At 72.3% G+C, this 12840-nt stretch carries 12 protein-coding genes and 1 riboswitch; of the genes, 9 read left to right on the top strand and 3 right to left on the bottom strand.

The features are described 5' to 3' along the window. Window positions 1-88: 88 nt before the first annotated feature. From CP977_RS05925 to CP977_RS05890, 8 genes are all read left to right on the top strand, one after another. Entirely contained in the window at window positions 89-1015 is a 927-nt protein-coding gene (locus CP977_RS05925) for a DUF881 domain-containing protein (RefSeq protein WP_152369736.1), read from the top strand. Beyond that, complete coding sequence (locus CP977_RS05920) at window positions 1012-1344, top strand: small basic family protein (RefSeq protein ID WP_015032176.1); 333 nt, start codon at window positions 1012-1014, stop codon at window positions 1342-1344. Before CP977_RS05925 ends, CP977_RS05920 begins: the two co-directional genes overlap by 4 nt. 533 nt (window positions 1345-1877) lie before the next feature. After that, window positions 1878-2657, top strand: coding sequence for a DUF881 domain-containing protein (locus tag CP977_RS05915; RefSeq protein ID WP_062758267.1), 780 nt, complete (start codon window positions 1878-1880; stop codon window positions 2655-2657). 82 nt (window positions 2658-2739) lie between these two features. Next, on the top strand, window positions 2740-3681 hold the full coding sequence (locus tag CP977_RS05910; RefSeq protein ID WP_079131470.1) for an FHA domain-containing protein: 942 nt from the start codon (window positions 2740-2742) through the stop codon (window positions 3679-3681). 31 nt (window positions 3682-3712) lie between these two features. Next, window positions 3713-4456 carry a transcriptional regulator FtsR gene (ftsR, locus tag CP977_RS05905; RefSeq protein WP_062758263.1) on the top strand — a complete coding sequence of 248 codons (744 nt, stop codon included), beginning with the start codon at window positions 3713-3715 and terminating at the stop codon, window positions 4454-4456. Between the two features lie 53 nt (window positions 4457-4509). Then, window positions 4510-4983 carry a bifunctional nuclease family protein gene (locus tag CP977_RS05900; protein WP_017238433.1) on the top strand — a complete coding sequence of 158 codons (474 nt, stop codon included), beginning with the start codon at window positions 4510-4512 and terminating at the stop codon, window positions 4981-4983. A gap of 192 nt (window positions 4984-5175) precedes the next feature. After that, window positions 5176-5793, top strand: coding sequence for a whiB transcriptional repressor BldO (gene bldO / locus CP977_RS05895; RefSeq protein ID WP_183953352.1), 618 nt, complete (start codon window positions 5176-5178; stop codon window positions 5791-5793). A gap of 133 nt (window positions 5794-5926) precedes the next feature. After that, entirely contained in the window at window positions 5927-7378 is a 1452-nt protein-coding gene (locus CP977_RS05890; protein ID WP_152369735.1) for a DNA polymerase IV, read from the top strand. Between the two features lie 148 nt (window positions 7379-7526). Here CP977_RS05890 and CP977_RS05885 read toward each other — a convergent pair whose 3' ends face one another. After that, on the bottom strand, window positions 7527-7901 hold the full coding sequence (locus tag CP977_RS05885) for a PRC-barrel domain-containing protein (RefSeq protein WP_062758256.1): 375 nt from the start codon (window positions 7899-7901) through the stop codon (window positions 7527-7529). Window positions 7902-8013: 112 nt separating this feature from the next. Further along, a riboswitch (glycine riboswitch) is annotated at window positions 8014-8113 on the top strand. A gap of 178 nt (window positions 8114-8291) precedes the next feature. Between CP977_RS05885 and gcvP the strand changes: the two genes are divergently transcribed. Then, window positions 8292-11177, top strand: a complete 2886-nt coding sequence (gene gcvP / locus CP977_RS05880; RefSeq protein WP_152369734.1) for an aminomethyl-transferring glycine dehydrogenase — start codon at window positions 8292-8294, stop codon at window positions 11175-11177. Between the two features lie 98 nt (window positions 11178-11275). On the opposite strand, the gene CP977_RS05875 is transcribed toward gcvP, so the two are convergent. Then, the gene (locus CP977_RS05875; protein ID WP_030221925.1) at window positions 11276-11482 is read right to left on the bottom strand and encodes a DUF5999 family protein; all 207 of its coding nucleotides are present in this window, start codon (window positions 11480-11482) and stop codon (window positions 11276-11278) included. Window positions 11483-11814: 332 nt separating this feature from the next. Next, window positions 11815-12429, bottom strand: a complete 615-nt coding sequence (locus CP977_RS05870; RefSeq protein ID WP_062758253.1) for a hypothetical protein — start codon at window positions 12427-12429, stop codon at window positions 11815-11817. Window positions 12430-12840 lie beyond the last annotated feature (411 nt).

The raw sequence follows: 12840 nt of genomic DNA, 5'->3' as shown, positions 1-12840 counted from the left end.
TCCGGTGGGGAGGCGCCCCAGGGGTGCCTCCCCACCGGACGGAGGGGCCATTCGGCGGTACGCCGCGCGACGTGCGACGATGTGCGGCATGTCGCAGCAGCCCCCCGTTCGGAGCACCGGATCACCGCCGCCGCGACCCGACGCGTCCATGTCGCTGCTGAACAACGTGATCGACCACGCCCTCGACGACGGGTACGCCGAGGCGACCGCCCGGCGCGCCGCCGAGGGCGGCGGGACGCCCCGCAGCCTGCGGGCGAAGCTCGGCGTCGCCGTCGGCCTCCTGCTCGCGGCCGCCGTGGTGACCGTCGGCGGGGCCGAGGCGCGGGTCTCCGCTCCGGTCGTCGCCAAGGAGCGGCAGGAGCTGATCGACCGGATCGAGGCGGAGTCGTCGGGGGCCGACGACCTGGAACAGGACATCGAGCGGATCCGGGCCGAGGTCGGGGAACGTCAGCGGCAGGCGCTCCAGGAGCACGGCGGCGACCAGGCCGAACTGGTGGCGCTGCTCTCGGGCGCGGCGCCGGTGCACGGCCCCGGGGTGCGGCTCGTCGTGGACGACGCCAAGGGCACCGACACCGGTGGCGGCGGGCCGCGGGAGAGCAGCGGTTTCTCCGACACGGGCCGGGTCCGCGACCGTGACATGCAGCGCGTGGTCAACGGGCTGTGGGAGTCGGGCGCCGAAGCCGTCGCGATCAACGGGCAGCGGTTGACATCGCTGTCCGCGATCCGGGCCGCCGGCGACGCCATACTGGTCGACAACAAGCCGCTGGTGCCGCCGTACACCGTCCTCGCGATCGGGAACGGGCAGAAGCTGAGCACCGCGTTCCAGGACAGCGCCGACGGGCAGTACCTGCACGCGCTGGTGGAGAGCTTCGGGATCAGGAGCAGCATCTCCGCCGAGGGCGACGTGCGCCTGCCGGCCGCGCCGAGCCTGACCGTACGTACCGCAGAGCCGAGGGGGGCCGGGGCGACGCCCTCCGGTCGGGCCACGGCCGACACAGGGAAGGGCACATCGTGATCGCCGTACTGGGCCTGATCGTCGGAGTGGTGGTCGGACTGTTGGTCCGCCCCGAGGTTCCGGCGGTGGTCGAGCCCTATCTTCCGATCGCCGTGGTCGCCGCCCTCGACGCGGTCTTCGGCGGCCTGCGGGCCATGCTCGACGGGATCTTCGTGGACAAGGTCTTCGTGGTCTCCTTCCTGTCCAACGTGGTCGTGGCCGCGCTGATCGTCTTCCTCGGCGACAAGCTGGGCGTGGGCGCGCAGCTGTCGACCGGTGTGGTCGTCGTCCTCGGCATCCGGATCTTCTCCAACGCGGCCGCCATCCGGCGCCACGTCTTCCGGGCGTGAGGCCGATGAACGAGAACCCGCAGAATCCCCAGAGCCCTCAGAACCCCCGGGGGTCGCAGGACCCCGAGAACCCGGAGACCCCGAAGAACCGGGAGAATCCGGAGGATCCCGGGGTCTCCCGGAGCCCGCAGAGGCCGCAGGGTCCCCAGACTCCGCAGGACCCCCAGGCTCCTCAGGCCCCACAGAGGCCGCAGAACCCCCAGGTTTCCCGGAATCCTCAGGGCCCCCGAACCCCCCAAACCCCTCAGGGACCGGACCCGAGGCAGCCTCGTGGTCCGGAAGCGCGGCGGCCTTCGGGGGAGTCCGGGGCTCCAGGGGTTCCGGCAAGGCCCGCGGCGCACGAGCGGCCCGCCGTGCCCGAGGACGAGAGCACCCGGGCCCTCCGGAAGGTGGAACTCCGTCCGCCCTCCCCGCACCCCCACCAGCACCGGAAGCCCGCGGGAGAGGGTGTGCCCGGTACGCCCGCGGCACCGGAGAGCGCGGACCGGGGCGTACGAGAGCCAGGGGCGTCCTCCGTACCCGAGGCGTCACCGGTGGCCGGTCCGCCCCCGGCCGGTGAACCGCCGGCTGCGGGCGTGTCCGTCCGGGACGAGCAGGGCGGACGGCGCAGGCTGGTCTCCGCGCTGTGGCCACCGAGGGTGACCCGGGCCCAACTCGTCGTCGCCCTGCTGCTGTTCGGCCTCGGGCTCGGTCTGGCCATCCAGGTCTCCTCGACCAGCGACAACAGCGCCCTCCGGGGCGCGCGCCAGGAGGACCTGGTGCGCATTCTCGACGAACTCGACGACCGCACGCAGCGCCTGGAGGACGAGAAGGCCCGCCTGGAGAAGCAGCGTTCCGAGCTGGAGTCCAGCTCGGACCAGGCCGAGGAGGCGCGCAAGCAGACCCAGGAGAAGGAGCGGCAGCTCGGCATCCTGGCCGGCACGATCGCCGCCGAGGGGCCCGGCATCACGCTGTCCGTCGGCGATCCCACCGGGGCCGTCGAGTCGGACATGCTGCTCGACGCCATCCAGGAGCTGCGCGCGGCGGGCGCCGAGGCGATCCAGGTCAACGGCGTACGGGTGGTGGCGGACAGCTATTTCACCGGTAGCGGTGACGACATGCGGATCGATGGAACGAAGGTGGCCGCTCCGTACGTCTTCAAGGTCATCGGCAAGCCGGAGGATCTCGAGCCCGCGCTCAACATCCCCGGCGGTGTCGTGCAGACCCTCGAGAAGGAGCAGGCCACGGCCACGGTGGAGCGGTCGGCGAAGATCGTCGTCGACGCCTTGCGACCGGCGAAGCGGCCTGACTACGCTCAGTCGTCCTCGCAGTGAGGAGGCGTACGAGGGGGGTCCCGCGACAAGGGCAGGGCCTTGCGGGGGGTCGGCGCATCACAACGGTGGTGCGTGGTGGAAACTGTCCGGAGGATACGGACGTTGTGAAGGTGTCCGGGTCGGCAGGTGTGATGGATCTCGGTTCGTCCTGCCCCACGGGCGGGTCTGTTTCGGTCAAGGGGAATCGCCCGTGAAGTTGTTTGCGAAGTTGTTCGGCAAGAGCGCACGCGAGGACGGCGGCAACGCCCGGCACCGCGCGCCGCGCCATGCCCAGAGCGAGGAGCAGGGCGGCGAGCGCCCGCTCTTCCGTGACGAGGTCGAGGGTCGGGGCGGTGACATTCCGGGCGCACCGGGCGCGTCTTCTGTTGACCCCGCCGGGGCCGCCCGCATAGGTTTCGGAGAACCATCGACCTCAAGTACGGGTGGAGGGTTTGCCCCCGACCCGTACGCGACACAGACCTCGGCGGGGCAGCCGCGGCAGGAGGATGCGTCCATGCCGGTGTGTACGAGGTGCGGTCACCGCAACGCGGCCGACAGCCGCTTCTGCTCCCACTGCGGCACGCCGCTGCGGGGCGGGGTCGCCCCCGAGCGCGCGTCGGAGACGACGTCCACGATCTCCATCTCGGGTCTCGAGGCCTACGACGCGGAGGTCACCGGCCAGACCGCGCTGCCCTCGCTCTCCCCGGAGGCGCTGGCGGCCGTGGAGGCGCTGCCGCCGGGCTCCGCGCTCCTCGTGGTGCGCCGGGGGCCGAACTCCGGCAGCCGGTTCCTCCTCGACGGGGAGCTGACGACGGCCGGCCGTCACCCGCAGAGCGACATCTTCCTGGACGACGTCACGGTCTCCCGGCGGCACGTCGAGTTCCGGCGGGCCCAGGACGGCAGTTTCACCGTCGCCGACGTCGGCAGCCTCAACGGCACGTACGTCAACCGCGAGCCGATCGACTCCGTCGTTCTGTCCAACGGTGACGAGGTGCAGATCGGCAAGTACCGGCTGGTCTTCTATTCGAGCCAGCGGGGCGTGTGACGCCCCGGGGAATCCCCTTCAGGGAAGGTCCATGCTGCGAACACCGACGGGCGGTGCCGGAACCGGCACCGCCACCGCGGGCGACAGGCTGGTCAGCATCGGCACGGTGCTGAACCAGCTGCGCGACGAGTTTCCGGAAGTGACCATCTCCAAGATCCGGTTCCTGGAGGCCGAGGGGCTCGTCGAGCCCCGGCGGACGGCCTCCGGGTACCGGAAGTTCAGCCCGCAGGACGTGGAGCGGCTCGCCCGCATCCTGCGGATGCAGCGGGACCACTACCTTCCGCTGAAGGTCATCCGCGAGCACCTGGACGCCCTTGCCCGGGGGGAGCAGGTCGAGCTCCCGGCCCCCGGGCGGCGACGGGACCTCCTGGAGGGCCCCTGGGAGCAGGAGGCGGAGCCGCCCGCCGCCGCGCGGCTCGGACGGGACGAGCTGCTCGCCGCCGCCGAGGTCACCGAGGCCGAGCTCGCCGAGTGGGAGTCGTACGGTCTGCTCGCCGAGACGGAGGGCGGGGGCTACGACGCCGAGGCCGTCACCGTCGCCCGGCTCGTGGCGGATCTGGGGAGATTCGGTCTGGAGCCCCGCCACCTGCGGTCCGTGAAGGCGGCCGCCGACCGGGAGGCCGGGCTGATCGAACAGGTGGTCGCGCCGCTGCGCCGGCACCGCAATCCGCAGACCAGGGCCCATGCGGAGGCCACCGCCAAGGAGCTGGCCGCGCAGTCCGTACGGCTGCACGCGGCCCTGGTGCAGATCGCCCTGGGCATCCGATCCACGTGACCTCGGAGGGGCCCGACTATCCAAACCGGTCGGGCACGTCCTAGGGTTGCTGTGTGAACGAGCTCGACGTTGTGGGTGTCCGAGTGGAAATGCCCTCCAACCAGCCGATCGTGCTCCTGCGTGAAGTGGGAGGCGATCGCTACCTCCCCATCTGGATCGGACCGGGGGAGGCGACCGCGATCGCCTTCGCGCAGCAGGGGATGGCCCCTCCGCGGCCGCTGACGCACGACCTGTTCAAGGACGTGCTGGAGGCCGTGGGGCAGGAGCTCACCGAAGTCCGCATCACGGATCTGCGTGACGGGGTCTTCTACGCCGAACTGGTCTTCGCCAGCGGCGTCGAGGTGAGCGCCCGGCCGTCCGACGCGATAGCGCTGGCCCTCCGGACCGGAACGCCGATCTTCGGCAGCGACGGCGTCCTGGACGACGCCGGCATCGCGATTCCGGACGAGCAGGAGGACGAGGTGGAGAAGTTCCGCGAATTCCTCGACCAGATCTCACCGGAGGACTTCGGGACCAACAGTCAGTGAGAACGAGCGGTACGGCCGGAGGCCGTTCGCGGGGCGCCGTCAGAGCATTCGAGTAGCCTTTCCCTGAAGAGAGACACGGGAAACCACTCTCAGGGTGATTATCACTCGGCGTGCCGAGTGTGGCGATCGTTGACGCACCCCGAGTGACTGCCTACCTTCGTGTGGGCAGGTCAAGGACGGAGGGTCGGCGTGATGAGCAGCGCGGACGGTACGGCGGGCAGCTCCCTCGGACGGGTGTCCGGGGAGAACGGTCCGTATCCGCTTCACGGCAGGGTGGGCGACTTCGGTACGGACGCCGGTACGGGGGCGGCGGACGAGGTGATCGGCTACCGCGGCCCCACGGCGTGCGCGGCCGCCGGCATCACCTACCGCCAATTGGACTACTGGGCGCGCACCGGGCTCGTGGAGCCGAGCGTGCGGCCCGCGTACGGGTCGGGGACGCAGCGGCTCTACAGCTTCCGCGACGTCGTCGTCCTGAAGATCGTCAAGCGTTTCCTCGACACCGGGGTGGCCCTGCAGAACATCCGGGCCGCCGTGCAGCACCTGCGGGCCCGGGGCTTCCGGGACCTGGAGCGGATGACGCTCATGAGCGACGGGGCCACGGTCTACGAGTGCTCCTCGCCCGACGAGGTCGTCGACCTGCTCCAGGGCGGGCAGGGCGTCTTCGGGATCGCCGTCGGGGTGGTCTGGCGGGACGTGGAGGCGGCGCTCTCCCAGCTCCACGGGGAGCGGGTGGACACCGGCGAGACGCTCGTGGGGCACAACCCCGGCGACGAGCTGGCCCGGAGACGGCGGGACCGGGCGGTCTGAACCGGTTTACGGGACGGATCGCGGGGCGGCCCCGTCGCGGGGCGGGGCGGGTTTGGTTCTTGGGCCGGCCCGGCCGCGGGGTGAGCCGTGGGGCGGTCGAGCGTTGTCAGTGGCGTGGGGGAGCATCGGAGGCGTGAGAGCCGCGCCGACGATCCTGCATCTCGACATGGACGCCTTCTTCGCCGCCGCCGAGCAGGCGTCGAAGCCGAGCCTGCGCGGAAAACCGGTGGTCGTGGGCGGGCTCGGGCCGCGGGGCGTGGTCGCCACCGCCTCGTACGAGGCGCGCCGCTTCGGGGTCCACTCGGCGATGCCGATGGGCCAGGCGCGACGGCTCGCGCCGAACGCGGCCTATCTCGTGCCGCGCTTCGCCTTCTACCGGTCGATCAGCGAGCAGGTCATGCGGCTGCTCGGGAGCCTGTCCCCGCTCGTGGAGCCCCTCAGCCTCGACGAGGCCTTCGTGGACCTGGAGGCGGGGGGCGTCGCCGACGACACGGCGAGCGCGCGGGCCGCGGGGGAGCGGCTGCGGGCCGACATCCTCGCGACGACCGGGCTCACCGGGTCGGTGGGGCTCGCCGGGTCCAAGATGCTCGCGAAGATCGCCTCCGAGCAGGCGAAGCCGGACGGGCTCGTCCTCATACCGCCGGGCACCGAGCGGACGCTCCTCGGGCCGAAGTCCGTACGGATCCTGCCCGGGGTCGGGCCGGCGACCGGGGAGCACCTGCGGCGGGCCGGGATGACGACCGTGTCCGACCTCGCGGAGGCGGGCGAGGACGAGCTCGTACGGCTCCTGGGGCGGGCGCACGGGGCCTCGCTGTACCGGATGGCCCAGGGGTACGACGACCGGCCCGTGGTGGCCGAGCGGGACGCCAAGTCCGTCTCCGTCGAGGACACCTTCGCCGTGGACCTGCACGACCGGGTACGGATCCGGGGCGAGGTCGAGCGGCTCGCGGAGCGGTGCGTGGAGCGGCTGCGGGCGTCGGGGCACTCGGGGCGGACGATCGTCCTGAAGGTGCGGAGGTTCGACTTCTCGACGCTGACCCGGTCCGAGACGCTGCGGGGGCCGACGGACGCGCTCGGGGTCGTACGGGAGGCTGCGGGGCGGCTCCTCGACTCCGTGGACACCACGGGGGGCGTGCGGCTGCTCGGGGTGGGGGTGAGCGGGCTCGCGGACTACACGCAGGAGGACCTGTTCGCCCAGGCGGAGCTGGTGGGGGAGCGGGGCGCGGAGGGTGCGGCTCCGGTGGCGCCCGAGGTCGCGGTGGCCGAGCCGACCGGGCCCGTCGCGGCCGCCGAGCGGTACTGGGCGCCCGGGCACGACGTGCGGCACGCGGTGTACGGGGCCGGGTGGGTGCAGGGGAGCGGGCTCGGGCGGGTCACGGTGCGGTTCGAGGAACCGGGGTCGGCGCCGGGGCGGGTGCGGACGTTCGCCGTGGACGATCCGGAGCTGGAGGCGGGGGAGGCGTTGCCGCTGGTGCGGGACCCTGTGCCGGGGGCGGTGCCGGTGCCCGCGCCGTCGACGGCTGCGGGCCGTGGGGGTGCGCCCGGCCTTGCGGCCGGGCCGGGTTCCCACCCGCGCCGCCCGTGACGGTGGGTGGGCAGAGGTGCGGGTTCTCCCGTGGGTGGTGCCGCGCCGTCGGCGGCTGCGGGCCCCGGGGCGTTTTCGGCCGGGCCGGGGGCCGACCGTCGCCCGTCGTGGCCGGCGGGCTTTCCGGTGTGCGGGGATCGGCTTCGGGTCAGCCGCCCTCCTGGCCCGCCAGGCGGCCGAAGTCCTTGTCCGGGGTGTCCGTGGGGGGCGGGGGGAGGGCGAGCCTGTAGTGGCGGTAGAGCTGGAGTTCCTGCTCCGGGGAGAGGTGGCGGCCCACGCCGAAGTCCGGGGCGTCCTTGATGAGGGCGCGTTCGAACGGGACGTGGAGGCCGTCGTCGAGCAGGTCGCTCGGCTCCAGGGGGACGAACGCGTCCCTGCTGAACAGGCCCGTGCGGACCGCGGCCCACTCCGGGACGCCCGTCGCGTCGTCCAGGTACACCTCGTCGACGGTGCCGATCTTGTGTCCGTTCCGGTCGTACGCCTTGCGGCCGATCAGGCTGCGCGGATCGATGTCGGTCTGCACGGTCCCTCCAACTGGTCGCAACTCCTCTACCCCCTACCAAAGGGCACATCCGGGATGTCGGCCACTTGAGCGAAAGGAGCCTCAACCGCGCTGGTAGGCTGGGTGTGGCTGTCGACCCCGTGCGGGAGAGTCCCCCGGAGAAACCTTCCGGTGGGCGCCGAAGGAGCAAATCCTCCCCGGAATCTCTCAGGCCCCCGTACCGCACGGACGAGGTCACTCTGGAAAGCAGAGCGGATGTCCGACGGCATGCGCTCTCACCGACGGTGAAAGCCGGCCTGCCGCGAGGCGCGCCGGTGAAGCTCTCAGGTTGAGATGACAGAGGGGGAGGCCGTCCGGGCACCCGCGCCGTGGTGCCCCTCGCAGGTCGTGACGACCAGGAGGCCTCCGTACATGACCGCCAACCGCACTCCGCTCTCCGAGCTCGAGCAGGGCATCCCCTTCGAGCAGCGGCACATCGGGCCCGACGCCGAGGCCCGGGCCAAGATGCTCGCCCAGGTCGGTTACGGCTCGCTCGACGAGCTCACGGCCGCCGCGGTGCCGGACGTGATCAAGAACGCCGAGGCGCTGGGCCTGCCGGCCGCGCGCACCGAGGCCGAGGTGCTCGCCGAGCTGCGCGCGCTCGCCGACCGCAACCAGGTCCTCGCCCCGATGATCGGCCTCGGCTACTACGGCACCTTCACCCCGCCGGTGATCCTCCGGAACGTGATGGAGAACCCCGCCTGGTACACGGCGTACACGCCGTACCAGCCGGAGATCTCCCAGGGGCGTCTGGAGGCCCTGCTGAACTTCCAGACGATGGTCGCCGACCTGACCGGCCTGCCCACCTCCGGCGCCTCCCTGCTCGACGAGGGCACCGCCGCCGCCGAGGCCATGGCGCTGTCCCGCCGCGTCGGCAAGGTCAAGAAGGGCGTCTTCCTGATCGACGCCGACGCCCTGCCGCAGACGATCGCCGTCATCGAGACCCGCGCCGAGCCGACCGGCATCGAGGTCGTCGTCGCCGACCTGAGCGAGGGCATCCCCGCCGAGGTCGCCGAGCGCGGCGTCTTCGGCGTGCTGATCCAGTACCCCGGCGCCTCCGGCGCGGTCCGCGACATCAAGCCGCTGATCGACGCGGCCCACGAGCTGGGCGCGATCGTCACCGTCGCCGCCGACCTGCTCGCGCTCACCCTGCTCACCTCGCCCGGCGAGCTCGGCGCCGACATCGCCGTCGGCACCACCCAGCGCTTCGGCGTCCCGATGGGCTTCGGCGGCCCGCACGCCGGCTACATGGCCGTCCAGGACAAGCACGCCCGCTCCCTGCCCGGCCGCCTCGTGGGCGTCTCCGTCGACGCCGACGGGAACCGCGCCTACCGCCTGGCCCTCCAGACCCGCGAGCAGCACATCCGCCGCGAGAAGGCCACCAGCAACATCTGTACCGCCCAGGTGCTGCTCGCCGTCATGGCCGGCATGTACGCCGTCTACCACGGCCCCGACGGCCTCAAGGGCATCGCGCTCCGCACCCACCGGTACGCCGCGATCCTCGCCGCCGGTCTGCGCGCCGGGGGTGTCGAGCTGACCGGGGACGTCTTCTTCGACACCCTCACCGCCCGCGTGCCCGGCAGGGCCGACGAGGTCGTGGCCGCCGCCCGCGAGGCCGGCGTCAACCTGTACCGCGTCGACGCCGACCGCGTGTCGGTCTCCTGCGACGAGACCACCACGCGAGAGCAGCTCGCCGCCGTGTGGGGCGCCTTCGGCGTCACCGCCGACGTCGAGGCCCTGGACGCCGCCACCGAGGACGCGCTGCCCGCCGGTCTGCTGCGCTCCGACGCGTACCTGACCCACCCGGTCTTCCACGCGCACCGCTCCGAGACCTCGATGCTGCGCTACCTGCGCCGTCTCGCGGACCGCGACTACGCGCTGGACCGCGGCATGATCCCGCTCGGCTCCTGCACGATGAAGCTGAACGCGACCACCGAGATGGAGCCGGTGACCTGGCCCGAGTTCGGCCAGATCCACCCCTTCGCCCCGGTCGAGCAGGCCCAGGGCTACGTCACGCTCATCACCGAGCTGGAGGAGCGCCTCGCCGAGGTCACCGGCTACGACAAGGTGTCGATCCAGCCCAACGCCGGTTCGCAGGGCGAGCTGGCCGGCCTCCTCGCCGTCCGCGCGTACCACCGGGCCAACGGCGACGAGCAGCGCACCGTCTGCCTCATCCCGTCCTCCGCGCACGGCACCAACGCCGCCTCCGCGGTGATGGCCGGCATGAAGGTCGTCGTGGTGAAGACCGCCGACGACGGCGAGGTCGACGTCGAGGACCTGCGGGCCAAGATCGCCCAGTACCGCGACGAGCTGTCCGTCCTGATGATCACCTACCCGTCCACGCACGGCGTGTTCGAGGAGCACGTCGCGGACATCTGCGCCGAGGTCCACGAGGCCGGCGGCCAGGTGTACGTCGACGGCGCCAACCTCAACGCCCTGGTCGGCCTGGCCAAGCCCGGCCACTTCGGCGGCGACGTCTCGCACCTGAACCTGCACAAGACCTTCTGCATCCCGCACGGCGGCGGCGGCCCCGGCGTCGGCCCGGTCGGCGTCCGCGCCCACCTCGCCCCGTACCTGCCGAACCACCCGCTCCAGCCCACCGCGGGCCCGGAGACCGGCGTCGGCCCGATCTCGGCCGCCCCGTGGGGCTCCGCCGGCATCCTGCCGATCTCCTGGTCGTACGTGCGCCTGATGGGCGGCGAGGGCCTCAAGCGCGCCACCCAGGTCGCGGTGCTCGCGGCGAACTACATCGCCAAGCGCCTGGAGCCGCACTTCCCGGTGCTCTACACCGGCCCGGCCGGTCTGGTCGCCCACGAGTGCATCGTGGACCTGCGCCCGCTGTCCAAGGCGACCGGCGTCACCGTCGACGACATCGCCAAGCGCCTGATCGACTACGGCTTCCACGCGCCGACGATGTCCTTCCCGGTGGCCGGCACGCTGATGATCGAGCCGACCGAGTCCGAGGACCTGACCGAGCTCGACCGCTTCTGCGACACGATGATCGCGATCCGGGCCGAGATCGAGAAGGTCGCCGCGGGCGAGTGGCCGGCGGACGACAACCCGCTGCACAACGCCCCGCACACCGCGGCCGCGCTCGGCGGCGAGTGGAACCACCCGTACACCCGTGACGAGGCGGTCTTCCCGGCCGGCGTCTCGGCCGCCGACAAGTACTGGCCGCCGGTGCGCCGCATCGACGGCGCCTTCGGCGACCGGAACCTGGTCTGCTCCTGCCCGCCGCTGGACGAGTACGACCAGTAGGGGCGCAGCCCTTCACGACGGGGTGCCGACGATCGAGGGCCGGCCCGGAGAGTTCTTCTCCGGGCCGGCCCTCGGGCTTCCTCCCTCGTACGGTTCGCTCAGGCGGCGGTCGTCACCCGGCCCGCCGCGAGCGGCCGGTGCGGGGCGATGATCTGCCCGTCCGGCAGGAGCTCACCGGTGTCCTCGAAGAGCAGGACGCCGTTGCACAGCAGGCTCCAGCCCTGCTCGGGGTGGTGTGCCGTCAGTCGGGCCGCCTCGCGGTCGGCGGAGTCGGCGGTGGGACAGGCGGGCTGGTGCTGGCACATGGGTGGGTTCTTTCGCTGCGTCGTGGTGGATGTCCTGCGGCTCTGCGCGTTCATGGCCGCCCCCGTCGGTCGGTTCGGTTCCGGTCCAAGTCTTGCCCCCGGGACGGACTTCCGCAGGCATTTCGCGGCAGCTCGTCCTCTCCTGGGAGGACGCGTCACCCGCAGGGGCGGTTCGGCTCAACCACCCCGTCCCTTCGGGTGGTTCGGGGTGGCCCGAGCGGGCTAGTCCGTACGGGAGGGGTGTTCGGGCGGGGCGTTCGGGCGGACGGTTCGGACAGCAGTGCGCCCCGTGACCCGGCCGGGCCACGGGGCGCGGACGCGCGTGAGGTGGATCAGGCGGGCGCCGCCGAGCCCAGGAGGGGCGGCGGCGCGAGGCGCGTGCTGAGGACGGGCAGGAGGTCGGCGACCGGGTACGGCCGGTGGGCCGCGATCCCCGGGGGCGCGGGGGCCAGGGGCACCATCAGGTCGGCGGCGCCCGGGGCGACGGTGGTGTCGTCGGCGTCCGGGGCGGTGGCGCCGTCCGGTTCCGGGACGGCGTGCAGCCAGAGGGTCAGCATGTAGAGCTCCGGCACGGAGAGCAGCCGGGGCCGGTAGGCGACCGGCAGGCCCTCGGCCTGGTGCAGGGCCCGTTCCGTGGCGGAGACGTACGGCCCCTCGAAGAAGTGCGAGAAGGACCAGCCGTCCGGGGTGAGCATGGTGTCCGCGGCGGCGATCGTCCGGTCCCCGTTCCGGATCAGGAAGCGCCAGCCGGCGAGCCGGGTGCGGGGAGGGTGTCCCGGGGCTCCGGTGACGCCCAACACGTGGACGGGCAAAGGGAGTTCGGGGCTCAGTGGTCCCTGCGCGGCCCGCAGGGCGGGGGTGCGCGCCTCACGGACGGCGGTCGGTGAGCCGAGCGCCGCGAGGACGCTGCGGAGGGCCGGCGCGGGGGCCGGGGAGGGTCGGAGCATGGTGGGTCGCCTCTCGCTCAGGAGACACGGTGACGCGTGGGCAGGTACGACGGCGCTGTCGGCGGCGGGGCCAGAGAGGGGCCATGGGGCCATGGCCGGGCGCCAACACTCTGCCTCGTCCGCGGAGTTTATACGACATGTGTTCACACAGTGTTTCCGCTAGACGTCGCCGATATTCCTGACAAGACCTCATCAGGCCGTCATCGAGAGGCGTCCGAGCGGAATCAGGAGGACGATACCCCTCTCACCTGCGCACACCGCGAGGAGCCGGTCGGCTGAATTGCGATCCCGAATCCCGGGACAATATGACATTGGTATATGTCTTTTGTCGTGTGCCCCTGGAATGTGCCGTTGGAGTGCTGCATCCAGCCTATCCTCCGACAGGCCCGCCCCGCAGGCGTTGTGGATCAA

Origin of the sequence: Streptomyces cinereoruber (assembly GCF_009299385.1) — a bacterium.
In the GTDB taxonomy this organism is placed as follows: Bacteria; Actinomycetota; Actinomycetes; order Streptomycetales; family Streptomycetaceae; genus Streptomyces; species Streptomyces bikiniensis.
The sequence above is the reverse complement of the archived record's forward strand: the minus strand, read 5'-3'. Positions and strand labels throughout refer to the sequence as shown.

Bases quoted from the DNA above. Each gene is read 5' to 3' on its own strand.
- bldO (WP_183953352.1), top strand. From the start codon at position 5,176: ATGAGCAGCGCGGACGGTACGGCGGGCAGCTCCCTCGGACGGGTGTCC.
- gcvP (WP_152369734.1), top strand. From the start codon at position 8,292: ATGACCGCCAACCGCACTCCGCTCTCCGAGCTCGAGCAGGGCATCCCC.
- CP977_RS05870 (WP_062758253.1), bottom strand. From the start codon at position 12,429: ATGCTCCGACCCTCCCCGGCCCCCGCGCCGGCCCTCCGCAGCGTCCTC.
- CP977_RS05925 (WP_152369736.1), top strand. From the start codon at position 89: ATGTCGCAGCAGCCCCCCGTTCGGAGCACCGGATCACCGCCGCCGCGA.
- CP977_RS05875 (WP_030221925.1), bottom strand. From the start codon at position 11,482: ATGTGCCAGCACCAGCCCGCCTGTCCCACCGCCGACTCCGCCGACCGC.
- ftsR (WP_062758263.1), top strand. From the start codon at position 3,713: ATGCTGCGAACACCGACGGGCGGTGCCGGAACCGGCACCGCCACCGCG.